Source organism: Paenibacillus polymyxa (assembly GCF_015710975.1).
In the GTDB taxonomy this organism is placed as follows: Bacteria; Bacillota; Bacilli; order Paenibacillales; family Paenibacillaceae; genus Paenibacillus; species Paenibacillus polymyxa.
The window spans coordinates 5249788-5275000 of the sequence record NZ_CP049783.1; the positions used below are offsets into that span (position 1 = coordinate 5249788).

Genomic DNA, 25213 nt, shown 5'->3' on the forward strand with positions numbered 1-25213 from the left:
TTAGTGAAATAGAAATGAGTCTATCGCTTACAGAGATTCATTTGAATTTGGCTAGCGTGTAAAGGCTGCTGGGACGCCGCCATCGATGGTCAGCATACATCCTGTTGTTTTCTCCGCCTTGGATGAGGCGAAAAAGGCTATGCCCTCCGCGATATCCTGCGGATAGATATTGACCAGCAGTGTCGTCCGCTTGCGGTAATGCTCCTCCAGCTGGTCTGGCTCGATGCCGTAGGCAGCGGCGCGTTCATTGCGCCAATTGGAGTTCCAGATTGCCGAGCCTTGCAAAATCGCATCCGGCAAAATAGTGTTTACGCGGATACCGTATTCCCCGCCTTCTGCGGCAATACAGCGAGCCAGATGCGCTTCCAGCGCCTTGACCGAGCTGTAGGCCGTTACATTTTTGCCTGCGTAGATCGAGTTTTTGGAACCGACGAACACCATGCTGCCGCCAATTGTCTGTTCCTTCATCAGCTTGAACGCTTCACGCGCGACTAAAAAATAGCCTGTTCCCAGCACGTTTACATTTAAATTCCATTCCTTTAATGATGTTTCATCGAACGGACTGGATGTAGCAAGCCCTGCGTTGTTAACGATGACATCTACACCACCATAGATCAGCGCCGTCTCGGCATAGGCCGTCTGGATTTGCTCCTCCTGCGTCACATCCATTTTCACGGCAATTGCACGGTTTTCACCGTAACTGCTATTGATGTCTGCAGCTACCTTTTGCGCACCTTCCAGATTGAGATCTGCCAATACAACATGCGCACCTTCATCTACTAAACGCCGTGCGGTTGCACTGCCGATTCCGCCTGCACCACCCGTAATGAATGCAATTTTGCGTGAAAATTCTGCTTCTGCCGGCGCAAGTGACAGCTTATAAAGCTCCAGCGGCCAGTATTCCACGTTGTAAGATTCATTTTCACTAAGCGAAACAAATTCTCCTAACGCCGTTGCTCCTCGCATGACAGCAATGGCACGATGATATAAGGCGCCGCTCACCTGCGCATTGCTCCAGCTTTTGCCTGTGTTGATCATACCGATACCCGGAATTAAGATGACACGCGGTGCTGCTTCAAATCTCACGTCTCCTTCATGTCGATTGCGCTCAAAATAAGCTTGGTACTGCTCCTTATAGGTTGCTATACCCTCGGCAAGCTTAACTTTCAACCCCTCTACATCCTCCATATCCGGTGTCCAATCTACATAGAGCGGCTTCATTTTGGTATGAACCAGATGATCCGGGCACGCTGCCCCAATCTGAGATAAAGCAGTAGAATCCTGGCCGTTCACAAACTCCAGCACATCCTCCGCGTCATCAAAGGTGAGGATCATCTTTTTCTCATCACTGACTGCACCTCGAACGGATGGCATGATCTGGGACACCATGCTGCGCCGCTCCTCTAAAGTAAGCGCTTTATATTTTACGCCTCCAAATGCCTTCTTTTCCTCTTGGCAAGCTTTAATATAGCTTTCTGCTTCTTGGATGATTTCAATCGTTTTGGCATAAGCTGCTTCGGAAGTGTCTCCCCACGTAACCAAGCCATGCTTTTCCATCAGTACCAACTCAGCTTGTGGGTGCTCGAGCACCCCTTGGGCAATCATTTTCGACAGCTTAAAGCCAGGACGGATATAAGGTACCCATACAAAACGTTCACCGAAAATTTCCTTAGCGATTTCCTTGCCGTTATGCGCACAGCACAAGCTGATGATCGCATCCGGATGTGTATGATCGACATGCTTAAATGGCAAAAATGCGTGTAGCAATGTCTCAATTGAAGCCCGCGGATGCTTGGCATCTATCATACAGTTCGCCAAATATGCGGTCATATCCTCGTCAGACATCTCTTCCCGTTCAAACAGTGGACGAATATCCTCCATACGAAGCCCTGTGAAGTTATGCGCTTTCATTGTTGCGAGATCGGAACCGCTACCCTTAACATACATCACCTCTACTTCACGCCCGCGAAAATCTTGTATCGTCGTTTTGGCCGAAGTGTTGCCGCCTCCCCAGTTGCACACGCTCCGATCTGTGCCAATCAGGTTAGAACGATATACGAGCTGTTCCAGCGTGCTTTTCTGCTCAGATGCTTGCGAAGAATTCCATAGACTTTGTACCATAGGAAAAAGACCTCCAAGTTCTGTTTTGGTTTTGAATGGCTTTATTAAGGTGGATATTTTTATTTACGGAGACTATAACACTTTTGTTTAAATTTGAAAATATAAAATACAAAAATAATCAAAAATAATTTTTAATTTTATCCATATGTAAACACGAATATATACATCTGTAAAACAATCATGACCACACAGACACACACAGACAATAAAGGCCGTGCCAGGAATGGTTATAAGAACCTCTCTGGCACAGCCTCGTTTGTTTAACTCAATTATTTACCCATCCATGCGCATCACTTGAGCTAGCAACTCGTACGAACGCAAACGTGCCTGATGATCATATACCTGAGCGGTGGTAATCAACTCATTGGCTCTCGTCTGGTTGATTATAAAATCCAGCCTTTGCTTGACTGTGTCAGGACTACCGATTGCTGAATACCCCAGCATATTACCACGAACCATCTCCTTCTCCTGCTCACTCCAAAGCTTATCCATGTCATCGACTGGTGGTTTTAGTCCTCCGCTATGTCCGCGCAGCACATTTAAAAATTGTTGTTCTTGTGAAGTAAAAAGCCGTTGTGCTTCTTCATCAGAATCTGCAGCAACCACATTCACACCAACCATCACATACGGTTGATCCAGTGCCTTGGACGGCCGGAAATTACGGTGATACAATTCCAGCGCCTGTAGCAAATGAGCCGGGGCAAAGTGGCTAGCGAACGCAAACGGCAGCCCAAGCTGACCTGCCAGCTGAGCACTGAATCCGCTTGAGCCCAACAACCAGATAGGTATATCCATCCCTTCTCCTGGAATCGCTCTCACCCCCGGCACGGCTCCGTTTAACGCTGGATTCAGGTAAGAGCGGAGCTCATTCAGTTGCTCGGGGAAATCTTCCCCCGTGGTGTGCAGCCCTCGCCGCAATGCTCTCATTGCAGGTTGATCCGTGCCGGGAGCCCGACCAAGTCCCAGATCAATTCGCCCCGGATAAAGCGACTCTAAGGTTCCAAACTGCTCCGCAATCATGAGTGGAGCATGGTTAGCCAGCATAATACCACCTGAACCGACCCGAATCTTGTGGGTATGTGCAGCCACATGTCCGATGATCACAGAAGTAGCAGCGCTGGCAACCGCCTGCATATTATGATGCTCCGTTAGCCAATAGCGTCGGTACCCCCATTGCTCAGCATGCTGGGCAAGATCCACCGTATCACGAAAAGAATCGGCAGGAGTACCGCCTTCAATGACAGGTGCAAGATCTAATATAGACAGTGCAACATTCCGCGTGGTCATTTTATATAAACCTCCTGTCAAACTATTATTTTACGTATTTCTTTCAACGCCTTAATTCTTTGACCTATCAATTGATGCATCAACTATAATAATGCGTCGTCTTATGAATTGCAAATAATTTAAATTTTTAGTATTTATCAAAAAATAGTTTACTTTTACGATTAGCTCGTCTATCATGCTCTTATGTGGATAATGATTATCCATGTTAGCCTGGTTATAACATATTGAGGTGATTGCTAGTGCATATGAAAACAGGTGTCGAACAATCTGTCTACGCTCTCCTTCTGCTCACGATGCTACCGGACAAAGCCGTTTTACCTGGAGAGGCCATTAGCCAGCAGTTAGGCGCTTCACCTACTTATTTTCATAAGCTGTTACGAAAATTGGTTAGCTCTGATTTGATTACTTCTGTACCTGGTGTCAAGGGCGGATTCAAATTAAAGAAAAAACCTGAGGATATACGAGTATTTGATATTTATCTGGCGATTGAGGGACAGCAAACCCTCTATTCTTCCAGCGGTATATACAACGATATGCTTGAATTAAAGAAAGACGATCAGTGCTGTTTACTGGCAAATTTGATGGAAGAAGCGGAAGCCTCCTGGCAAGCCGTTCTGAAAAGAGAAACCATCGCGTCACTCTCTGCTGACTTTTTTAAAGAAGGATATGATGCGAAAATTACTTCTTTGAAGAACTGGATTCAAGAAAAAATGGTCTTGTAAAGAACTTCAAAAACAGAAAGGGATATGAACATGAATGATTATTTAGTAAAAGCTCTTGCCTACAATAACCAGGTGCGGGCTTATGCTGTGAGAACAACGGAAACGGTAAGTGAAGCCCAGCAGCGTCATTATACCTGGCCAACAGCATCGGCTGCATTGGGACGTTCCATGACGGTGGGCGTGATGCTGGGAGCTATGCTTAAACATGAGGATAAACTGACGATTCGGATTAACGGTGGAGGGCCTATCGGCACTATTCTTGTCGATACCAACGCCAAAGGAGAAGTTAGAGGTTATGTAAAAAATCCGCAAACCCATTTTGAGCTTAATCAGATCGGGAAATTAGATGTCGCCAGAGCCGTAGGAACAGATGGAGCGCTGATTGTATCCAAAGATATCGGCCTAAAACAACCATTTGTTGGACAGGTCCCTCTCATATCGGGTGAACTGGGCGAGGATTTCACCTCTTATCTCGTTCAATCCGAACAAATTCCTTCTTCTGTGGGAGCAGGGGTTATTGTTAACCCGGATAACTCCATTCAGGCGGCTGGAGGTTTTATTATTCAGCTGATGCCGGGTACACCGGAAGAGGTTATCAGTTTTATCGAGAGACGGATTGAGAGCATTCCGAGCATCTCCGCAATGGTCATGGAAGGTCTTACGCCAGAGCAGATTCTGGTCCAGATTTTGGGAGAAGGCAACATGAACATACTGGAAACCATGCCTGTACAATTTCATTGTCCCTGCTCAGAAGAACGAGTTACCAATGCCATTATCAGCTTAGGGAATCAGGAAATAGAAGACATGATTTGTACCGATGGACAAGCTGAAGCCCATTGCCATTTTTGTAACGCACATTACCACCTTACCAAAGAAGATCTCGAAAACATGTTGGAAACAAACATCATTTAAATACGGGCTGTTCCCAAAAGTAGTTTTAGCTACTGGGGAACAGCTCTTTTCTTTCTCAATGCTTTCGATGGATGGTTTCCTTGGCCAAAAACGGTAGACTTGTTTATGACGCAAGTGTTAATGTTATATTATTCCAATTACATGAAGTGAGATGCACTATGTTCGAAAAAGATACGCATGAAATTCTGGCTTATTATGATGGCGGTGCAGAAATAGGCAGATTCGAGCGAGGCATCGGAAAAATAGAGCTGGAAAGATCAAAAGAAATCATTTCCCGTTATCTCAGCAAGTCCACTCATGTTATTTATGATATCGGCGGCGGTGTAGGGGTCTACTCTTCGTGGCTGGCAGAACTGGGATATGAAGTTCATCTATTCGATCTCTCTTCGCAAGCCATTGAATTCGCTCGTCAGCAGCAACTGAATAAACCCATCATCAGCAAGCTGGAAATCGCAGATGCCAGAAATCTTGATCGTAAAGATGAAAGCGCGGACATCGTGCTATTGATGGGACCTTTATATCATTTAACAGAACAGAAGGAAAGAGTAAAAGCACTGCAAGAAGCAGCGCGTGTCTTAAAGAAGGGGGAACGCTGATTACTTCGGCTATTTCCAGGTTTGGCTCGCTACTGTGGGGGCTATCGGTGTACGGCGAGTGCAATACCATTGTGGAGGAAGATGCGTTCATGGATATGGTCAGACAGGAGTTAACAGATGGTCAGCATGTACGACCGGCGGCTTATCCCTCTTTTATCACACGCTCCTACTTTCATACACCGGATGCCTTGCGTGCAGACTGGCAGGCGGCTGGATTGCAGGAGCCTCGTGTACTGGGTGTCGAAGGCCCCGTCTGGATTGCACCCGGATTTGAAGAGAAATGGGCCATTCCTTCTCATCGCAGACGTTTGCTGGATATAGCACAGCAGGTTGAAGAGCAGGATTCTGTCATCGGCATGAGCCCGCATATGCTTGCGGTAGGTATCAAGCAAAAAGACGAGCCAAACAGGCTCGCCTCTGTATCATTCTAGATTACTGCTCCAAACTTTCCAATACGGTTTTAATTTCGCTGTTCAAACTAAGTGCATTATAAATCGCAGTCAAGGCTTCAGCACGTGACGCATGATACTTAGGTCCAAACTGACTCGTACTTATACCCGAAAGCACACCGGCTTGTGCTAATTGTTTAATCGTATCAGCCGCAAAAGAAGCGGATAAGTCGGTGAAGCTTTTTTCATTCAAGGTGTCCTTTTTCAATCGGTCTAAATCCAAGATCCGCGCCAAAATGACAGCCATTTCTTGACGGACAATTGTTTGATCCGGTTTAAAAGTACCATCCTCATAACCGTTTAATACTCCAGCTGCGGTCAATTTTGTTATGGCATCCTGCGCCCAGTGATCCCCAATATCGTTCAAAGCCACAGGCTGATTTCCACCACTAATATCGAAGATTCTAGAAATGATAGCAGAAAACTCCGCACGGGTAATTTCACCATCAGGTCTGAAACTGCCATCCTTATATCCATTTACGATACCCAGCTTAGAAAACGTGTCGACCGTCTTTTCTGCCCAATGTCCTTGTAGGTCTGACGGTTTAACACTAGTAGAAGAATTTAAAGCAGATTCTGCTTTGGACTTTATATTCTGCAGTACTTTGTTGTCTGCAACCACTACGTTACTGTTGAATATGTCTTGCACAGGAGCAGTTGGCTCAGTCACCAATTCTTCAGATACAGGTACAGTTACTGGTTCTTTAGATACAGTCACCGATGGAGATGATACAGCTGATGTTGCCGTATTGCTGCTGGAATCATCGCTAGAACGGTCCCTGTTTCGATGCCCAGACCCGCCGCCACTGGAACTACTGGAATCACTGCCAGCATTATTGGGTGCGGGAGCAGCAACAGCTGTTACGGTAACTGGAACATTAAAGCTATATCCGCTGTATGTGGCGGAAATTACCGTGTTCCCTTCTGAAAGTGCTCTAATCTCTCCCTGAGTAACCGTAGCGACATTCGCATTGCTGGAAGTCCAAGTTGCTTCTTCACTGACATCAATCTCTGATGAGTCCGATTTTACAACTTTTGCTATAGCCCGTTCTGTACCCCCTACCAGCATTTGACCATTATTGATAGAAACACGCAATTCCGTGTGACTATCATCTGTTGGTATCGGATCTGGTGTTGGCACCGGATCTGGTGTTGGTACCGGATCCGGCGTTGGTACTGGATCCGGCGTTGGTACCGGATCTGGCGTTGGTACCGGATCTGGTGTTGGTACTGGATCTGGCGTTGGCACCGGATCTGGTGTTGGTACCGGATCTGGTGTTGGTACTGGATCTGGCGTTGGCACCGGATCTGGTGTTGGTATCGGATCTGGCGTTGGCGTCGGATCTGGTGTTGGTACCGGATCTGGTGTCGGTGCTGGGTTGATAGTGAATGCAACGGTAGCTGTTGAACTCTTCGCATCTAATGCTCCGTTCGTTGTACCGTCATCAATCACAGTATAATCAAAACTTGCCGGGCCCTGGTAGCCTGAATTCGGAGTGAATAGTACAACCGCTCCGTCTAGAACTACCGTCCCACCTTGTGCATTTTCTACCGATGCGATGCTCAGATGTTGTAAGTTCTCGTTGACAGGGCCTGCCGTGTCGTTTGCTAAGAGTTCATCAATAGCGATAGATTGTGCCCCTGCATTTGCCGATAACGATGGTAGTGTATCATTCACAGCTATCGGACTGTTGTTTACCTCACTCACAGTGATTTTGGCTTGGTTCGGCTCGCTGATCCCTGTTCCACTCATATCTAGTGATGATTGTACGTCGAAACTGAAATGATCACCTGACGGAGAGTTAGCATAAAGATTTGGCGTAAATTTAAGCCCTGCTTCGCCATCCGCTACAGAAATAAATTGACCATCTCGGATTTCCATTACCCCATCATTTTTATAGAGGGTTCCACCAATAATGTTTGAGATTCTAAAGTACGACACGTCAGATCCATCCACTTGATTACGAGTAATGATCAAACCGTCAAAGCTTTGCTTGTCTTCCTCTGTCAAAGCATCAGTCACGTTAGGGACATCAGCGACGGAATTTACTGTAAAAGAGGCTTGCTTGACCACCGACTGCGGGACTGAGACGCCGTTCGATGTTCCATCATCGGTGACGGTAAAAGAGAAGCTAGCGGTTCCATTAAAATTCGGCTGAGGTGTAAAAATTACATTGGTTCCATCTAAACGTACAGCCCCTCCTGCGATGCTGCTGACTGAGGATATCGTTAGGTGTTGACCATTCTCATTCGGACCGGCAGACGCATGCGCAAGCAGTTCTGCAAAAGGAATTGTCCGCTCTCCTGAGTCTTCTGTAATGGAGGATAGCGTTTCGTCTTGCGCTGCCGGGGGATCGTTTACTTCCGTAACATGGACAACAGCCTTAGTGGCATCGCTCAGTCCATTACCCGTTGCACTCTGAGCCGCCTGCACATCAAAAGAGAAGGTATCTCCCGCTGCGTTGTTGGCGTTTGCCATAGGCACAAACCTCACGCCATCCCTAGCTTCTGCTGCTGTGATAAACGTTCCGTTGGAAATCTCGGTGATACCATCGCTATGATACAGCCTGCCTCCGATAATGTTCGTAATTTGATAATGTGTCACTACCGTTGAATCTTGCGGGTTGGGTGTAATGGTTATATTGGATGTTGGGATATCTTCCTCAGTAGTTACAGCAGCTACCTCAGGCATTTTAGACGAAACAGCTGGGGCTGATGTTTCCAATATCAACTGGGGAATATCTACGCCGTTGTCGTCGGCTGAATATGTAATTTCCGAATAGTCTCCAGGGTTCCCTGCTTCATTAGCAAGCAATGCAAATGAGACCATACCATCCGTCTGTTGTTGTACAAAATGGGTAACATCAAAATCAACCCATCCTACTTGAAGGTCTGAGCCTGTTTTCGTATCCGAAGGCTGATCCAGCGGGTTTAGCGGAAAAGCTCCGCTGCTCCAAACATCAGCAGTCGATCCATACACGATCAAAAAAGGATTCTGGTTAGAGCTGTAGCTGATAGAAGAGATATGAATACGCAAGGTTGCCTTCGTTACAACCTTCCCAGTCAGCTCAGGCATTTTAAACTGAATCGCTGATCTGTAATATCCTAACACTGCATCCGAAGATCTGCCAACATAGTTTTCTGGTGCATCCATCCAAACGTCGGCAGACTTGCTCCATGTTCCATCTTGGATTAATTTGGGCTGTTCGGTTGGTGCCGCACCAGCATCCGCCACTAAAATTGCCGATGAAAAGATTAGTGATACTGCTGTTAATGCACATGTTAATCGTTTAGTAGACTTGCAAAAATGCATACCTTTCCTCCTGTTGAAATAAATCTATGATTGCTGCTTGATATTATACAATTTCGTCACTGAACAAATTCTGAACAATTGCATTTTATCCTTCTATTCAACCAGCTCAGCAAGAATACGAGCAATTTGCCCGCTGTTTATTCAGTTGAATGGCTTCCGTGGATGAGCTATTGTAAGGATAGGATACTTTTGCCAGATAAAACAACTTACAGGAGGTCGTTTTTCTTGATGATCCTTGAACTGGTGGGCTTTATTTCTACTGTTGTCTTATCTACGTTTTTTTCCTTTCGATACCGCTTGTGGAGACAACTATAGTGAGAAGTGAACAAGAGATGCTGCATACCATTCTCCAATTTGCTCAAGAAGATGAACGGGTACGTGCCGTGATTATGAATGGTTCACGCGCCAATCCACATGCTCCACGAGATATTTTTCAGGATTATGACATCGTCTTTCTCGTATCTTCCATGGACAGCTTTATTCAGGAACGTCACTGGATTCGCCGCTTTGGAGAATTGATCATTATGCAGACACCCGATGAGCATGTGGAGCCTACTGTGACGTTCCGTGATCGCTTTGCTTTTCTCATGTTATTTACGGATGGCAATCGCATTGATCTTACCCTCTGCCCTGTGACTAACATCGCCAATTGGCCCCGAGACAGCTTAAGTGTACTGCTGCTGGATAAAGACGACCTGGTGGAGCCTTTCCCACCGCCAAGTCTTCAGGATTATAAGACGGTCCCTCAAACCGCCCAAACCTATGCGGATTCCTGCAACGAATTCTGGTGGGTCAGTACTTATGTGGCCAAAGGATTATGGCGACATGAGCTTCCCTATGCCAAATTCATATTGGATCGACCTGTAAGAGATGCGCTTCACTTCATGCTGGAATGGCATATGGGTATACAAACTAACTTCACGGCAGATCCAGGTAAGCAGGGAAAATATTTCGAGAAGCACCTTGAGCCTGAACATTGGACGGCCTACATCCAAACATTTGCGGATGCAGATTATGAACATATGTGGCAGTCTCTTTTTATCATGGGTAATTTATTTAGAGAAGTTGCCCAGAAGGTGGCGAACCATTATGGTTATAGATACCCGATTGAGGACGATCAACGTGTAACAAACTATCTCTATCACGTAAAAGCTCTCCCTGCAGATGCAACGGGCATCTATTAAAGAAAAAAACCAGTCGGGCACTTGATTTACATGTGCTAGCCTGGTTTTTTATGCTCTAACATTATTTGACCTATATACGTTTGGAATCTGCTGTCCCCTAATATTAGTTTTCGGTCAGCACCCGGTCGCCTCTGCTCGCAGGCTGAGAGATAACCAAAAATTCAACATCCTCACTCGTTTCATTAAATATTTGATGAGGCACCATAGGAGGAACCTCACACCCTTCCTGAGATCCTAATTGGATGCGTTCACCATCCACTTCAAGTACCGCTGCACCTGATAAAATAAAGAAAAATTGGCGCGCATGATGATAATGTCTGACTTCATGTGTATTTCCCGGCATGCGCTCATGAATAATACTCAAATCATCATTTTTCACCAAGCGCCAACCATCACATTGTTCTCCCCATATATAATGTTCAGCATTATGTTTACTTATTTTCAAATTGACTCCCCCTTTGTAGTTACAGTTTTATTGTAAATCTGGATTCACTGAGCTACAATCTTAATTATAAAAAACGATAGAACCCATGTAAAAAAACTCTGAGTCCGACCATTTTTAGATATCCGCCTCGATAATTTCCTCCAACTTAATCCAGCTAAAATCCTCTTCCCCACGAGATAGCTTCACTTCTCGCCGACTTGTGTTAATCACTGTAACCAGTCCGCGCAGCTCCTCATCATCAAACGGATTAAACACTCTTAGTGTAATAGGCTTCCGTTCGTTATAGGATACGATAATGGCCTGTTCAATCTGCTGTATCTCCTGATCGTCCAGTGTCGGCTTGCCGCGTCTTCCCTGCTCCTTCATCAGTCTTACATATGCCTCCCGATGCTCAGGCAAAATCATACGCGAGCTTTCCCATATGCCATTTCCTTCAAGCTTTTTCCCCATCGTAAGCCCCTCCTATGCTGTTCTGGTTACCGGATGCCATGCCAATACATGATCTAATCGAAAAACACGTGGCTGACCAGTTTGCAAACAGGTGGCCCGGATCAAACCATTCTGCACACGATGCACCTCTATCTGCCGATGAGACAGTTTGCCCTTTCGGTCCATATACACGATTTCCACGATCTGTCCCACATATTTCTCCAGCATCATCCTTCACTCCTCATCAGAACGTTTGTTTGTATTATATGCGAACATGCGTTTGATTATCAATGTAAAAAAATCCCCTGAGGGAGTTGCCTCTCTCAAGGGATTTAAAACTCATAGGTGGACAGCTTAATATCCTCTTTATTCAAATCTTTCAGCGGATACACAGGGCCATTCCAATAAGTCAAAATATTAAGCGGCTCATTAGTACCATGCTCCTTTAAAGTGTGAGATAATTCGAGCAATACATGTGGAAGTTGGTAAGAGCTTGTTAAAAATTGATATTCTTCTGGACTTTCGCAGTCTTCTGCTCGATAAAATACAAAGTAACCCTCGGTATAATCCCCAATGAGTACAATATAACGAGCAAGAAACATAATTTCACCATTGGCAAAAGGAATGGAAAATGTCGAAGCAGAGATTAAATGTGTCTCTAATGCCTCTATACGAACGGTGAGTTCATTGTTTAGAGCATCCATTTTTCCCCTTTGTTCACTGATGAGGTGTTCATAATTTATAGGAACAAGCCCCCCACTCTTGATCGTAGCGATCAGTTCATCTATAAATACTTTTTGAGACAATACTCGATTGCTCATCCTATTCATCTCCATATTCGTGAAAAATAAGCATGAAACTCCCGCTTCAATATGTTCAATATTATGTATTAAAAGCTTGATTCATTAATTATCCAGCATTTTTGTGACGGCATTCACGACCCTTTCCATCTCAAATGGCTTCACAATAAAATCTTTTGCCCCTGCCTTAAATGCTTGTATAATTGCTTCCTGCTGACCCAAAGCGGAACACATTAAGATGTTGGCTTTAGGATCAAGCTCTACAATCTTTTTAACAGCCTCAAGCCCATCCATTTTAGGCATATTAATATCCATGGTAATTAAATCGGGTCGAAAGTGTGCATATTTCAAAACTGCATCATATCCATTTTCCGCTTCTGCAATAACAGAGTGACCTAAATCCAACAGAATATCCTTAAGCACAGAACGCATAAATAAAGAATCATCCACTATTATAACTGTTGCCAAGTTAACCTCTCCAATCCGTTGTCATATGATATGCACGCCCAAACTTCAATATCGGTGAAAAAACTAGTTATATTAATAGAAAGAATCTGTAAAAAGAAAAACGCTACCATTGAATTATAAAAGGAATTTGAAACTAGCTACTACAGCATTAATTTCAATAAAAACGTTTCGCAATGACGTAAATCATTCCTGTAGTATGAAGATTACAAAGTACTAGGTATTCAATGAACCCTTAGCACTATGCAGGAGAATTTAAAGTGAGAAGAATCATTGGGTCAACTCCTTAAACAGATATAAAAAAAGACATCGGTATCATACCGACATCTTTTTTTAAACTATTCGTTTAAAGTTTGCTTATTCATTCAGAGCTTTTTTCAAAGCCTCCAGATTGTTTTTCATCACACCAAGGTAATCCAGGTTTTTCTGCTTGTCTTCATCCGTCAGTCCTTCAAGCGGATTCAGCACATCCGTTTTCGAACCAATTTCAGTAGCTACGGTTTCAGCAACCTTCGGATCAACCAATGTTTCAAAGAAAATTGTCTTTACATTATTTTCTTTAGCAAACTTGATAATACCTGCCAATTTGTCCGGTGTAGGCTCTTGCTCTGGAGATAAACCAGCAATGGGAACTTGGGTCAGACCATATTGCTTCGCCAAATAGCTAAAAGCAGCATGCTGCGTAATAAAGTCTTTACGTTTTACATCTTTCAGACCCGTTTTGAACTCGTTATCCAGTTCTTTCAGCTTAGCGATATAAGCATCAGCGTTTTTCTCATAGTCTGCTTGGTTTGCAGGATCGGCTTTTACAAGCCCTGCTTCTATAGCTTCTACTTCTTTTTGAGCTAAGACCGGATCAAGCCATACATGAGGGTCCAGCACATGATCGTGATCATGGCCTTCCTCTGCGTGTGCTTCTTCTCCTTCTTCCTCCTCGGCAGATCCTTCCATCAGGTTCAACCCTTTGCTTGCTTCAACTACTACACGCTTATCATTCGATGCGCTGCTCAAAGCCTGTTCTGCCCAACCTTCGACGATCCCGTTATATACAAATACGTCAGCATCCTTAACCTGTGCCATATCCTTGGCGCTTGGCTCCCAATCATGCGGCTCAGCACCGGCAGGAATCAACGCGGTTACGTTAGCATGGTCTCCGGCAACTTGCTTGGTGAATTCATACATCGGATAAAAAGTGGTGACTACATTCAGCTTTTTACCACTGTCCGCTGTTTGTGCTGGATTAGATTCGGTTTGGGATGTATTCGTGGCTGCATGATCAGTTTTAGCTCCACAACCGGCCAAAATAAGTGCTAGCCCCGCAGACAATACAAATGATTTTTTGAACCATGTATTCATATTCATAACTCCTTATGTGTTAGTTTTTTATAAACTCACTGACCTGCCGCATTCTTACGTCGGGAAGCCTGTTGCTTGCCAAGCTTACGGACCAGCTTTTGAATACTAGCTCCTACGATCAGGAATAATAATAGCACCATAGCAATCGTCCCACCTGGGGGTGTACTGAGTTCATATGATGCGGTTAATCCCATAAATACGCCGATCAATGCGGTGATCATGGATATCCAGATAGCTGCCGCGAAGCTCGGTGCAATTCGAATCGCCAGCGCAGCAGGCAACACGATTAGTGAGGAGACAAGCAGCACACCGACAATCGGCATGGCTGCGGCTACAATCATCCCAGTCAAAATACTAAACGCAAACGAGATAGACTTGACAGGAAGACCATTGGTCTTTGCCGTTTCTTCATCAAAGGTAATCTGGTACAAAGGCCGTCGGAACACGAAAAAGAAAATACCTCCGATGACAGCCACAACGATCATCAACATCAGCTCGGTCTGATTGACGGCTACTACCGAACCAAACAAATAAGCGGAAAAGCCTTTGTTAATGCTCTGATTCAGATTCATTAAAATAACAGCCGTTGAGAGGCCACCTACCATAATAATAGCCACAGAAATCTCACTATACGTTTTATAAGATCTGCGGACGTATTCAACAATAATCGCACCGATCACCGCAACAATAAATCCAGTTATCGTCGGGTTAATCCCTAAATAGGCACCTGCTGCCACCCCTGCCAGCGATACATGCGATAGCATGTCCGCCATGAGAGCCTGACGCCGTAGCATCAGGTATACTCCAAGCACCGAGGCCAGCAGTGCAATTACCCCACCGGCACAAAATGCCCGCTGCATGAAGTCGTAGTGCAGCATTTCCATCCGCCATCTTCCTTCCTTTCAAGCTCAATAATACGATCCAGATAATGTTGTACTTCCGATAGTCCATGGGTAACCATGACTACAGTTCTTCCATATTCCTTAACCTGCTGATTCATCAGATCGTAGAAGTGATGTCGGCTTTCCTGATCCATTCCGGTCGTGGGCTCATCCAAAATGAGCAAATCCGATTCCTGAGCAAGTGCCCTTGCCACACAAATACGCTGCTTCTGTCCACCAGACAATTCGCCGATTTTGCGATGCCGTAAATCCCACATCCCTACTTGACGAAGCGCCTGCTCTGTCAGATCATGATCCTCAGCCCGCATCCGGCGCAGCCAAGAGCCATGAGTATATCTACCCGAACGGACAAATTCCAGGATGGTACTTGGAAACCCTCCATTAAAGGCAGCAATTTGTTGTGATACAAATCCGACAACGAGCTTTTTACCTTCACCTGTACGGTCGGACATAAACACTTTGCCCTTCCAAGGCTGAAGTAAACCGAGCAGCAACTTGAGCATCGTCGATTTGGAAGCACCGTTCGGTCCAGTGATTGCCACAAATTCTCCGGAAAAAATTTCAACATTGGCATCTACCAAGTTAGGAACATCTCCGTAGCCAAATGTGACCTGTTCCAATGAGGCCAATAACATGACGCAAATCTCCTTTTCCTTTAAAAAGCCTGGAGCCATCTGAGCGGTCGTCATAGCGCAGATTCTCCAGGTCGTTTATGATCATTAAACCATCTACCGTAATTATTACGATTTGGTAATAAAAAAATAAGCGCTTGATAAACGTAACCTTTACGCATTAGCAAGTTTAACAGTTTAGGCAAGGTTCGTCAATGTTTTGGCAACTCTTTTGTTTGTTTATTTCACTTTGTCCGGGTACAAGCCTGCTGCCAAGGTTTTCAGTGCAATCGGTGCTCGCACACCTTCAGCCGCTGCGGATAGAGGCAGCACCACAAATCGTTTGTTTTTGATCGCTTCAACACCAGCCAGCGCGGGCTTGCTCAACAGCAGCTTTTCTTTATCCGCCAGTGAAGTATCTCCGTAGTCGAGAATAATAATAACATCAGGGTTGCGGTTCACGACCTCTTCCCAGCTTACTTCCGTAAAACTTTTATCGATATCATCAAAAATATTTTTCGCCTTCACACTTTTAATCAAAGACGTCAGATAATTGTTGGCAGCCGTAAATGGCTTGTCTTCGCCGCTGTCATAAACAAAAACCTTGGGTGCCCGTTCAACCGTGCCAATTTGAGTCTGAATGGACTGCACTTGTGCACGAATGTCATTTACCAGTTTTTCTGCACGCTCCTCAACCCGGAAAATACGTCCTATATTTAGTATATCCCGATATACATCTTCTAATATAGGACCCGGCTTATTGGAGGATTCCTGTACATAGGTTTGCACGCCCTGTTGGGCAAGCTCCTCACGGGAACCCAAATTTTTATCATTAAAGGCACTCTTCCAGCCCGCATAGGCAAAATCCGGTGCAGCTGCCATAAACACCTCTTTGGACGGATATTGTTTGGCTAGAACCGGGATTTTATCATATTGAGTCTTATATTTCGGTAAAATCTGATCATCCAAATATGCAGTTCCTACCATGGAAGATTCCAGTCCAAGGGCCAGCATAACTTCTGTCGCATGCTGGTTCAATGTAACCGCACGTTTGGGCGCTTCGGGAAATACCATTTTTACACCCATGTTCTCAATCTCTACTGCCTTCTCTTGGGTTGTTGATTGCGATGCATCAGATTGCTGCCTGTTTGCAGATGAATTTGTGGTTTGAGCCGTGTTTCCTGCTGCGCAGGCCGATAATAACAGCATCGCCAAAGCTAGCATAACCAGCGGTAATGCGGGTTTGCTACATTTATTCATATGTAACGTCTCCTCTTTCATTCACAGTTTTATCTTACCTTATCGAATCACCATTCTGCCTGTTAATGTCATAGATGGTCTCCACCTCTAAGAGAATCCGGTAAAAAGGTAATACTCGGTTTCCCGGTTTTCGGATGAATGCGAATTTCTGTTTCCACCCCGAATACACTGCGTAGCAGGTCAGGCTGAAGCACATTCTCTGTTATGCCGGAGGCTACCACCTTGCCTTCTTTTAATACATACAATCGGTCACAATAACATGCCGCCAAATTTAAATCATGCAGTGCAGCTAAAGCAGTGATCTGAAGTGTTTTGACCAAATCGAGAATTTGCAGCTGATACCGGATATCAAGATGATTCGTCGGCTCGTCCAAAATGAGAAATTTCGCTTGTCCGGCCAAAGCCCTGGCGATCAATACCCGTTGCTTTTCACCGCCCGACAGGGTAGCAAACCCCTGATCCGCTTGAGCATTCATGCCTACCCGCTCCAGCGCCTGCTCAACCAGCTCATGATCGAAGACAGTATCTGCTTCCAGCAGTTTCTTATGAGGATGGCGGCCCATCAGGACGATGTCCCGTACTGAAAAATCAAACGTTTGGGGCGCATCCTGACTCACCACTGCCATTTGTCGCGCCGTCTCTTTGTACTTCATCCGCAATAAATCCTGGCCATCCAGCGTCACCAAACCACTGTCAGGCCTTAACACCCGATACATATTCTTAAGCAACGTAGATTTGCCGCTGCCATTCGGACCGATCAGCCCGACCAGCTCTCCTGTTTTCACTTGGAGACTGATGCCGTCGATCAACCGTTTATCGTGAATACTGAAGGTCACGCATTCGACTTCTATATTCATTTTTCACCTCCAAACGAGTAGGAACTGCGCCGCAGCAGCCACACAAAAAAGGGTCCGCCACACACAGCCGTTACAATACCAATCGGCAGCTCTTGTGGAGCCAGCACGAGCCGGGCACATACGTCTGCCCACACGACAAAGATAGCTCCCGAAAGCAGGCTGACGGGCAGGACACGTCGATGATCCGATCCCACTATTAGCCTAACGATGTGTGGAATCATAAGCCCAACAAAACCAATCGAGCCACTCACTGATACGACTGCCCCGGTTAAAAGGGAAGCGACAACAACCAATAATACACGGAACGCCTGCACGTTCACACCGAGCGTTACGGCGGCTTCTTCTCCTGTCAGCAAAGCATTCAATGAGCGGCATCGGGTCAAAAGGACAGCCGTTCCCACGGCTATAATAAGGCTTGGAATGAAAAGCGTATCCCATTGAGCGCCTGCCAGACTTCCCATCATCCAATACATCGCGTCACGGATGCCTTTTTCATTCGGGGCCATCGTAACGATAAAGCTAGTCACAGCCGACAGCATCATAGATACCGCCACCCCTGCCAACAGCAAGCGGGTCGTCGATATCCGTCCGGCCACACGAGCTAACGCAAACACCATAAGCATCGCAGCTAGAGAGCCTATAAAAGCAGATATGGGCAGTGTAAGTCGTCCCAAAAATCCAAAAGCTCCAAACACAATAACTAACGTCGCAGTCACTGAAGCACCTGACGAGACTCCTAGAATATAGGGGTCCGCTAACGAATTGCGAATTAATGCCTGTATAGCCGCTCCGGTAACAGCAAGTCCTGCTCCCACGACAACACCTAGCAGCACACGCGGAAAGCGAATTTCCCAGACGATATATTGCTCTGGTTTGGTCCATGTCACGGGTATCCACTGATCCAGCCAGGGCAGATGGGACAGCGCAATTCGCCATACTGTCCCTGGGGCGACAGCCACAGGACCCAGCATGACCGCAAGTGTAACTGACAGCACCAGTCCCGCAGTTAATAACAGCAGAATTGTTGTAAATCTCCATGGAGGCTTCCCTGCTAGATCAGCTCGAGAATGAGGCTTGGATGAATAAACGCTATTTGTTCTCGAAATCATGAACTAGCCAGTGGCTTTGCAGCCGCTTCAAGCTTTTTCAATCGTTCCCCGATCTCAGAAGCAGAGAAATTCTCGCCCATGATCACCGCTACATCGTTCACTGGCTTTTGCGGTCGGATCGGGATGATTTCCAGCTCACGATAGGCAAATTGAAACATCATCTGGCCCTCCGATTCCAAAAATCGCACGATTCCTTTGGCCCGGTAAATTTCAGCAGGCAAACTGCGGAACAACTGTTCAAACTCGAAGCGTGACACAGGTTGTCCAAAAAAATACGTATGAACAACTACATGGTCGTAGGAATGATAATGCTCTCCGTGTTCATGTTCATGGTCGTGATGCTCGGGCTCATGATAGTCATGAGGATGATGGCCTGTATGATCATCATGACCATACGTGTGAAAATGAGCTTCCGCATGCTGATGATCATTCGCGATATCGACTGTGGACTCCTTTTGCCGTGAAACATCCATCCGTTTCTCTCCTTGAATGGAGAAAAAGGCACCCAAATCTACGTCACTACGCTCCGTGCTTACAGTCAAAGCATAAGGATTTAATTCTTTTACAAGGGCCTGTACTTTTTGCAATTCTCCCGCAGCCAATAAATCAGTCTTGTTAATAATCAGTTTGGAAGCACATCGCAGCTGATCCTGCATCAAACGAAACGACTTGCTTCTCTCACTACCCAAGGAGAAATCCAGAAATTGACGCGCATCCACGACCGTGATAACAGATTGTAAAACCATAGAAGAATATATGGAGGCATCTGTCACTGCATCTACAATCTCCATTGGATTAGCCACTCCGGTACATTCTACAATAATCACATCTGGCTTATATTCCTCGGCAAGATTCATGAGCTCGACGCCCAAATCTCCGCGAATGGTACAGCATATACAGCCACTGAGCATTTCCTTCATGGGGGCTTGGTCGTTCACCAAACTGCCGTCCAGATTAACATCACCCAACTCATTCATCAGAATAGCTGGCTTGAGCCCCTGCTCCTTGTAGTAAGCCAGCGCATGCTGAAGAAGAGTTGTTTTCCCGCTGCCCAAAAATCCGGATAAAACAACAATCGGTATCATATAATCCTCCTTGTCTTTACAACACTAATATGGATCGTACCGTAAAAGTTTTCTTCTTGCAATCATTTATCGGATTTTAATCGTAATAATTACTATTAACAAACATAAATATATATGACCACGCTTTGAATTGTCAATATAGGAGGTGATTCAAGCATAATCCTGCGGCATGATTGTCCCAACACAGGCATAGGATGTAGATAAGAACCCTTATTCCCAAGGAGATGTGGAATGAAAAACAGTACGCTGTTGAAGATGCTGCCTTTTATGATTCCGTTTGCCTTTCTCATCCCTGTGCTTATTACGCTATCTCCTCAGTGGCTTCGTTTGTTAGATATAGGGCAGCTGCAGTCATTAAAGACGGTATTTATGGGTATTTTTCTGGAGGCTGTTCCGTTTCTCCTGATCGGTGTGCTTGTTTCATCCCTTTTACAGTGGCTTGTACCGGAGACATGGATTCGTAAAATAGCGCCTGCCCATCCTGTGTCGGGTGTCCTGCTCGCCTCCTTGCTAGGTATGCTGTTTCCCATCTGTGAGTGCGGCATGATCCCTGTCGTTCGCCAATTAATGCTCAAGGGAATGCCTGCCTATATGGGTATCACTTTTATCTTAAGCGGACCTATTATCAACCCCGTAGTACTGGCTGCGACGATGATGGCTTTCCCTTCCCATCCTGAGGTCACTGTCGTTCGAATGGGTTTGGCATTTGTCGTTTCCGCGACCATCGGATTGATCATATATGCCTTTGTGCGTGTGCATCCGCTCAAACGGTCTTTGCTCTCTTTTAACCAGCAAAAGCAGAACAATCAGACTCATCGGCATAACCGCACATGGCGGGGATTTTTTGTACATGCTGGCGACGAGTTTTTGGACATGAGTAAATATCTCGTTATCGGCGCATTATTGACAGCTTGCATCCAAGCCTTTATCCCACGTGACGAAATGCTTTCGTTAAGCAATGGAACGGCTGGCTCGTACGCCTTTATGATGGGCTTTGCCTACGTGCTATCGCTATGTTCCACCTCTGATGCCTTTGTAGCTACTGCTTTTTCACATACCTTTACACTGGGTCCGCTGGCAGCCTTTCTTGTACTCGGCCCGATGCTTGATTTCAAAGGCACACTCATGCTGCTCAGCACCTTTCGCACCAAATTTGTCGTGATCTTGGGCTTGCTCATTATTTTACTCGTCCTGATGGGATCTATAGCTACTGAATGGTTATTGGGGAGGTAAAAACAAACGTGAATTCAACCTTTAGCATCCGCTGTCAATATGGCATGCGCTCCTTGCTCATGATCGGATTAGCTGCATACATCATCACATTACATCGCACAAGTGCACTTCATTACTACTTGGCTCCGCACATGCAAAAGCTGCTTTTACTCTGTCCTGTGCCACTCATATTCATCGCTTTGGCGATGGCATGGCACGTAATCGTGGGAAGCCGGGATGGTGAAGATGTATGCGATTGCGAACATCCTTTACCGCAAAGCTGGTTCAAAAAAACTCTCGTATATGGAATGCTGCTCATTCCGTTGCTGTTCGGATCACTGCTGCCCAATCAGGCGCTTGGCAGTGATATGGCAGCCAAAAAAGGTATGTCCTTCACCTATCCCAACCCGGATATCCGACGAAAAACAGACATACAAACCACGAACACACCCGCAGCCTCCCTTTTATCCACTCCATCTTTCACACCAACTTCGCTCCCTCTAAAGGGAAAATGGAGTCAGGAAGCGCTGGATAAGCTGTTCGTTCCGCCCGATGAGTACAATGTAGAATTCGCCGAGCTGGCGAAACGTCTGTATCAGCAACCCATTATACAGATCCATCCGGAGATTTTTTCCGAAACTATAGGAGCGATCGAACTGTATAAACACGCTTTTCAAGGAAAAAAAGTACAGGTGACCGGCTTTGTCTATAAAGACGACAATCTACCGGGTAAAGGTCTATTTGCAGTAGGAAGGTTCCTCGTTATGTGCTGTACTGCCGATGCCATGCCATTCGGGATTATCGTCCAATCCCAGAACCCTCCGTCCTTTGACAAGGATACCTGGGTGACTATTGAAGGAACACTGCATGCAACGCAAAAGGATAATGCACCCGTACTTGAAATTCGATCCGATAAAATAACGACTGTCAAGCAGCCAGAATCCCCTTATGTCTATACCCAAGCAGACTCGGTAGCAACCTATGATCGCTTGAATACGGCACACTAAACCCGCCAAGGAGGAAAAATGATGAACAAAGTTCCTGTTATATTAATCAGTGGTTTTCTTGGAAGCGGCAAAACGACACTACTTTTGCGGCTGTTAGCCTATACTCGTCAGATTCCTCTTCGTGCTGCTGTTTTAATGAACGAAATGGGCGAATATGATGTAGACAGCGCTATTATTTCAGAGGAAATGCCTGACGTAACAGTGGAAGGACTGCTAGAGGGGTGCATTTGTTGCAGCAAAAGAAATGAGCTGGCTGGCGCACTGCACACCCTGCTCAGCCAAGAGCCGGATGTGATCTTCATGGAGACCACCGGAGTAGCCAACCCCGAGCAGGTGTTGGAGGAACTTCGCTCTCCACTGCTGGCAGATCGGCTGTATCTGGTTCACGGCATCAGTGTGGTGGATGCTGAGCTGTTCCATGAATACAACAGCCGCTTCACTGCAGACAAGGAGCTGGTTCGGACTCTGCACGGACAGCTTCGCTCCGCCGAATTTATTGTTGTGAACAAAACGGATGTCGCAAGTAGCCGTGAAGTGGCTAAGGTCGTCAAGAACATCCGCAAGCTCAACGATACGGCCAAGTTGCAAACTACTGAGTATAGCCGCATTGACCTTGAACCACTGCTGGAACCTGTCCTGACCTCCGTATGGGTTGACCCGAAACCTGTACAAGTATTTCAACATACATCGGCACAGATGCAGCCCAATGATGCAGAAGCATCGCCTATCCCAATTCCCGCTAAAGATAACGAAAGACCTAGCAGTGCCTCCAGAAGTACCGCATTCAAAGTGATTTCTGCACACCGTCAAAACCACAGTCACGATCACGACCGCCCCCATTCCTTTTCCCGTCTGGAGAGCTTAACACTGCATCAATATTCTCCTCAGCCATTGGAAAAGCAACGATTAGAAGACTTCCTGACTGGGCTAGGTTCCTCGCTGCTTCGTGCGAAAGGTTATTGTGTGCTTCCGCATGAGGGTACAATGCTTTTGCAATTCTCAGGAAGTCACTTGGAATGGCAGCCCACCGCACTTCCGGTGAGCCAGGGATATGTCACACTCATTGGAGAGCAGCTTGACAAAGCGTCCATTACCGAGCAATGGGAACAGTGCTTCGTTTCGCTGTAGTCGACAGATTCGGCTCGAAATGAAATTTCCCTCCAAAATGTCTACGAAATTAAATTATAAAAGGCTGTTCCTTTGACCTTTAAAAGTCATGGAACAGCCTTTTTTTGTAACTATCATAAATTTGCATATACGCAGTATATACCTTATAGGATGTTATGTTGAATGATGGGAAAATAAAAAAAAGCCGTCGAGGCATTCTCGACGACCTGAGTACGACTTGCAGAGTCATACTATTAATTGCTTGGCGGCGTCCTACTCTCCCAGGACCCTGCGGTCCAAGTACCATCGGCGCTGGAGGGCTTAACGGTCGTGTTCGGGATGGGTACGTGTGGAACCCCTCCGCTATCGCCACCAAACATGAATTTGCCTCGCAAATTCCTTCGTAAGGTTATTCGGTTCATCACAGATTGTGTGAATGAATCGCCATACGCTTGTCGTATGTACTTCTACATACCTTCAAGGTGTTACACCCTGAAAACTGGATCCGAAACTCATTGCGTCTTGTCTTTAGGATAAGCCCTCGACCGATTAGTATTGGTCAGCTCCATGCATTACTGCACTTCCACCCCCAACCTATCTACCTCGTCGTCTTCAAGGGGTCTTACTAATTGGGAAATCTCATCTTGAGGGGGGCTTCACGCTTAGATGCTTTCAGCGCTTATCCCTTCCGTACATAGCTACCCAGCGGTGCTCCTGGCGGAACAACTGGTACACCAGCGGTACGTCCATCCCGGTCCTCTCGTACTAAGGACAGCTCCTCTCAAATTTCCTACGCCCACGACAGATAGGGACCGAACTGTCTCACGACGTTCTGAACCCAGCTCGCGTACCGCTTTAATGGGCGAACAGCCCAACCCTTGGGACCTACTTCAGCCCCAGGATGCGATGAGCCGACATCGAGGTGCCAAACCTCCCCGTCGATGTGGACTCTTGGGGGAGATAAGCCTGTTATCCCCAGGGTAGCTTTTATCCGTTGAGCGATGGCCCTTCCATGCGGTACCACCGGATCACTAAGCCCGACTTTCGTCCCTGCTCGACTTGTAGGTCTCGCAGTCAAGCTCCCTTCTGCCTTTGCACTCTTCGAATGATTTCCAACCATTCTGAGGGAACCTTGGGGCGCCTCCGTTACTCTTTAGGAGGCGACCGCCCCAGTCAAACTGCCCACCTGACACTGTCCTCGCACCGGATCACGGTACCAAGTTAGAACCTAGATACGATCAGGGTGGTATCCCAAGGATGCCTCCCCTCAAGCTGGCGCTCAAGGCTCTACGGCTCCCACCTATCCTGTACAGATCGTACCCAAATTCAATATCAAGCTGCAGTAAAGCTCCATGGGGTCTTTCCGTCTTGTCGCGGGTAACCTGCATCTTCACAGGTATTAAAATTTCACCGGATCTCTCGTTGAGACAGCGCCCAAGTCGTTACGCCATTCGTGCGGGTCAGAATTTACCTGACAAGGAATTTCGCTACCTTAGGACCGTTATAGTTACGGCCGCCGTTTACTGGGGCTTCGGTTCATAGCTTCGCTCTTGCGAGCTTACCACTCCCCTTAACCTTCCAGCACCGGGCAGGCGTCAGCCCGTATACTTCGCCTTGCGGCTTCGCACAGACCTGTGTTTTTGCTAAACAGTCGCTTGGGCCTTTTCACTGCGGCCCCCTCGGGCTATTCACCCTACCGAGGCACCCCTTCTCCCGAAGTTACGGGGTCATTTTGCCGAGTTCCTTAACGAGAGTTCTTCCGCGCGCCTTAGAATTCTCTTCTCGCCTACCTGTGTCGGTTTGCGGTACGGGCACCTTCTCCTGGCTAGAGGCTTTTCTTGGCAGTCTGAGATCATGACCTTCGCTACTATAATTTTCGCTCCCCATCACAGCCCAGCCTTACGATGTGCGGATTTGCCTACACATCAGCCTCACTGCTTAGACGGACATCCATCAGTCCGCGTCACTACCCTACTGCGTCACC

Annotated in this window: 23 protein-coding genes and 2 rRNA genes (1 of these 25 cut by a window edge); 8 read left to right on the forward strand and 17 right to left on the reverse strand. The window is 46.3% G+C overall.

Translation table 11 applies throughout. The features are described 5' to 3' along the window. Positions 1-51 precede the first annotated feature (51 nt). Positions 52-2121 carry a bifunctional rhamnulose-1-phosphate aldolase/short-chain dehydrogenase gene (locus tag G7035_RS23805; protein WP_019687125.1) on the reverse strand — a complete coding sequence of 690 codons (2070 nt, stop codon included), beginning with the start codon at positions 2119-2121 and terminating at the stop codon, positions 52-54. Between the two features lie 273 nt (positions 2122-2394). Then, entirely contained in the window at positions 2395-3408 is a 1014-nt protein-coding gene (locus tag G7035_RS23810; RefSeq protein WP_019687124.1) for an LLM class flavin-dependent oxidoreductase, read from the reverse strand. A gap of 239 nt (positions 3409-3647) precedes the next feature. Between G7035_RS23810 and G7035_RS23815 the strand changes: the two genes are divergently transcribed. The 4 genes from G7035_RS23815 (at position 3648) to G7035_RS27595 (ending at position 6069) form a co-directional block, all read left to right on the forward strand. Beyond that, the gene (locus G7035_RS23815) at positions 3648-4130 is read left to right on the forward strand and encodes an Rrf2 family transcriptional regulator (RefSeq protein WP_029515013.1); all 483 of its coding nucleotides are present in this window, start codon (positions 3648-3650) and stop codon (positions 4128-4130) included. A 30-nt stretch (positions 4131-4160) separates the two neighbouring features. Next, the gene (hslO, locus tag G7035_RS23820; protein WP_019687122.1) at positions 4161-5042 is read left to right on the forward strand and encodes an Hsp33 family molecular chaperone HslO; all 882 of its coding nucleotides are present in this window, start codon (positions 4161-4163) and stop codon (positions 5040-5042) included. Between the two features lie 158 nt (positions 5043-5200). Next, a complete protein-coding gene (locus tag G7035_RS27590; RefSeq protein WP_230877348.1) occupies positions 5201-5638 on the forward strand; it encodes a class I SAM-dependent methyltransferase in 438 nt (145 codons plus the stop codon). 89 nt (positions 5639-5727) lie between these two features. Then, positions 5728-6069 (forward strand): hypothetical protein, encoded by a 342-nt coding sequence (locus G7035_RS27595; protein ID WP_230877349.1) that lies wholly within the window; start codon positions 5728-5730, stop codon positions 6067-6069. Position 6070: 1 nt separating this feature from the next. On the opposite strand, the gene G7035_RS23830 is transcribed toward G7035_RS27595, so the two are convergent. After that, entirely contained in the window at positions 6071-9400 is a 3330-nt protein-coding gene (locus G7035_RS23830; RefSeq protein ID WP_029515012.1) for an S-layer homology domain-containing protein, read from the reverse strand. 314 nt (positions 9401-9714) lie between these two features. Between G7035_RS23830 and G7035_RS23835 the strand changes: the two genes are divergently transcribed. Next, positions 9715-10584, forward strand: coding sequence for an aminoglycoside 6-adenylyltransferase (locus G7035_RS23835; RefSeq protein WP_019687120.1), 870 nt, complete (start codon positions 9715-9717; stop codon positions 10582-10584). A 103-nt stretch (positions 10585-10687) separates the two neighbouring features. On the opposite strand, the gene G7035_RS23840 is transcribed toward G7035_RS23835, so the two are convergent. From G7035_RS23840 to G7035_RS23895, 12 genes are all read right to left on the reverse strand, one after another. Continuing rightward, complete coding sequence (locus G7035_RS23840; protein WP_019687119.1) at positions 10688-11029, reverse strand: cupin domain-containing protein; 342 nt, start codon at positions 11027-11029, stop codon at positions 10688-10690. 114 nt (positions 11030-11143) lie between these two features. Then, complete coding sequence (locus G7035_RS23845) at positions 11144-11479, reverse strand: YolD-like family protein (RefSeq protein ID WP_016818450.1); 336 nt, start codon at positions 11477-11479, stop codon at positions 11144-11146. Positions 11480-11491: 12 nt separating this feature from the next. Beyond that, the gene (locus G7035_RS23850) at positions 11492-11686 is read right to left on the reverse strand and encodes a hypothetical protein (protein ID WP_017428465.1); all 195 of its coding nucleotides are present in this window, start codon (positions 11684-11686) and stop codon (positions 11492-11494) included. 104 nt (positions 11687-11790) lie between these two features. Continuing rightward, a complete protein-coding gene (locus tag G7035_RS23855) occupies positions 11791-12279 on the reverse strand; it encodes a hypothetical protein (RefSeq protein WP_019687118.1) in 489 nt (162 codons plus the stop codon). 84 nt (positions 12280-12363) lie between these two features. After that, positions 12364-12726 (reverse strand): response regulator, encoded by a 363-nt coding sequence (locus tag G7035_RS23860; RefSeq protein WP_014599711.1) that lies wholly within the window; start codon positions 12724-12726, stop codon positions 12364-12366. Positions 12727-13080: 354 nt separating this feature from the next. Continuing rightward, complete coding sequence (locus G7035_RS23865) at positions 13081-14079, reverse strand: metal ABC transporter substrate-binding protein (RefSeq protein ID WP_019687117.1); 999 nt, start codon at positions 14077-14079, stop codon at positions 13081-13083. Between the two features lie 35 nt (positions 14080-14114). Next, on the reverse strand, positions 14115-14963 hold the full coding sequence (locus G7035_RS23870; RefSeq protein WP_016818447.1) for a metal ABC transporter permease: 849 nt from the start codon (positions 14961-14963) through the stop codon (positions 14115-14117). After that, entirely contained in the window at positions 14909-15616 is a 708-nt protein-coding gene (locus G7035_RS23875; RefSeq protein ID WP_170973163.1) for a metal ABC transporter ATP-binding protein, read from the reverse strand. Before G7035_RS23875 ends, G7035_RS23870 begins: the two co-directional genes overlap by 55 nt. A 216-nt stretch (positions 15617-15832) precedes the next feature. Then, a complete protein-coding gene (locus G7035_RS23880; RefSeq protein ID WP_019687115.1) occupies positions 15833-16852 on the reverse strand; it encodes an ABC transporter substrate-binding protein in 1020 nt (339 codons plus the stop codon). 68 nt (positions 16853-16920) lie between these two features. Next, positions 16921-17709 carry an ABC transporter ATP-binding protein gene (locus G7035_RS23885; RefSeq protein WP_019687114.1) on the reverse strand — a complete coding sequence of 263 codons (789 nt, stop codon included), beginning with the start codon at positions 17707-17709 and terminating at the stop codon, positions 16921-16923. Beyond that, positions 17706-18818 (reverse strand): FecCD family ABC transporter permease, encoded by a 1113-nt coding sequence (locus tag G7035_RS23890; RefSeq protein ID WP_019687113.1) that lies wholly within the window; start codon positions 18816-18818, stop codon positions 17706-17708. Before G7035_RS23890 ends, G7035_RS23885 begins: the two co-directional genes overlap by 4 nt. Further along, on the reverse strand, positions 18815-19903 hold the full coding sequence (locus tag G7035_RS23895) for a CobW family GTP-binding protein (protein ID WP_019687112.1): 1089 nt from the start codon (positions 19901-19903) through the stop codon (positions 18815-18817). Before G7035_RS23895 ends, G7035_RS23890 begins: the two co-directional genes overlap by 4 nt. A 231-nt stretch (positions 19904-20134) precedes the next feature. On the opposite strand from G7035_RS23895, the gene G7035_RS23900 reads away from it, so the two are divergent. Genes G7035_RS23900 through G7035_RS23910 form a run of 3 tightly spaced genes read left to right on the forward strand, consistent with a single transcriptional unit; the run spans position 20135 to position 23250 of the window. Continuing rightward, complete coding sequence (locus G7035_RS23900; RefSeq protein ID WP_019687111.1) at positions 20135-21136, forward strand: permease; 1002 nt, start codon at positions 20135-20137, stop codon at positions 21134-21136. An 8-nt stretch (positions 21137-21144) separates the two neighbouring features. After that, complete coding sequence (locus G7035_RS23905; RefSeq protein ID WP_019687110.1) at positions 21145-22122, forward strand: TIGR03943 family putative permease subunit; 978 nt, start codon at positions 21145-21147, stop codon at positions 22120-22122. 18 nt (positions 22123-22140) lie between these two features. After that, positions 22141-23250 carry a CobW family GTP-binding protein gene (locus G7035_RS23910; RefSeq protein WP_019687109.1) on the forward strand — a complete coding sequence of 370 codons (1110 nt, stop codon included), beginning with the start codon at positions 22141-22143 and terminating at the stop codon, positions 23248-23250. Between the two features lie 239 nt (positions 23251-23489). On the opposite strand, the gene rrf is transcribed toward G7035_RS23910, so the two are convergent. Then, positions 23490-23606, reverse strand: a 5S ribosomal RNA gene (gene rrf / locus G7035_RS23915). A gap of 152 nt (positions 23607-23758) precedes the next feature. Beyond that, positions 23759-25213, reverse strand: a 23S ribosomal RNA gene (locus G7035_RS23920); it runs 1493 nt beyond the window's last position.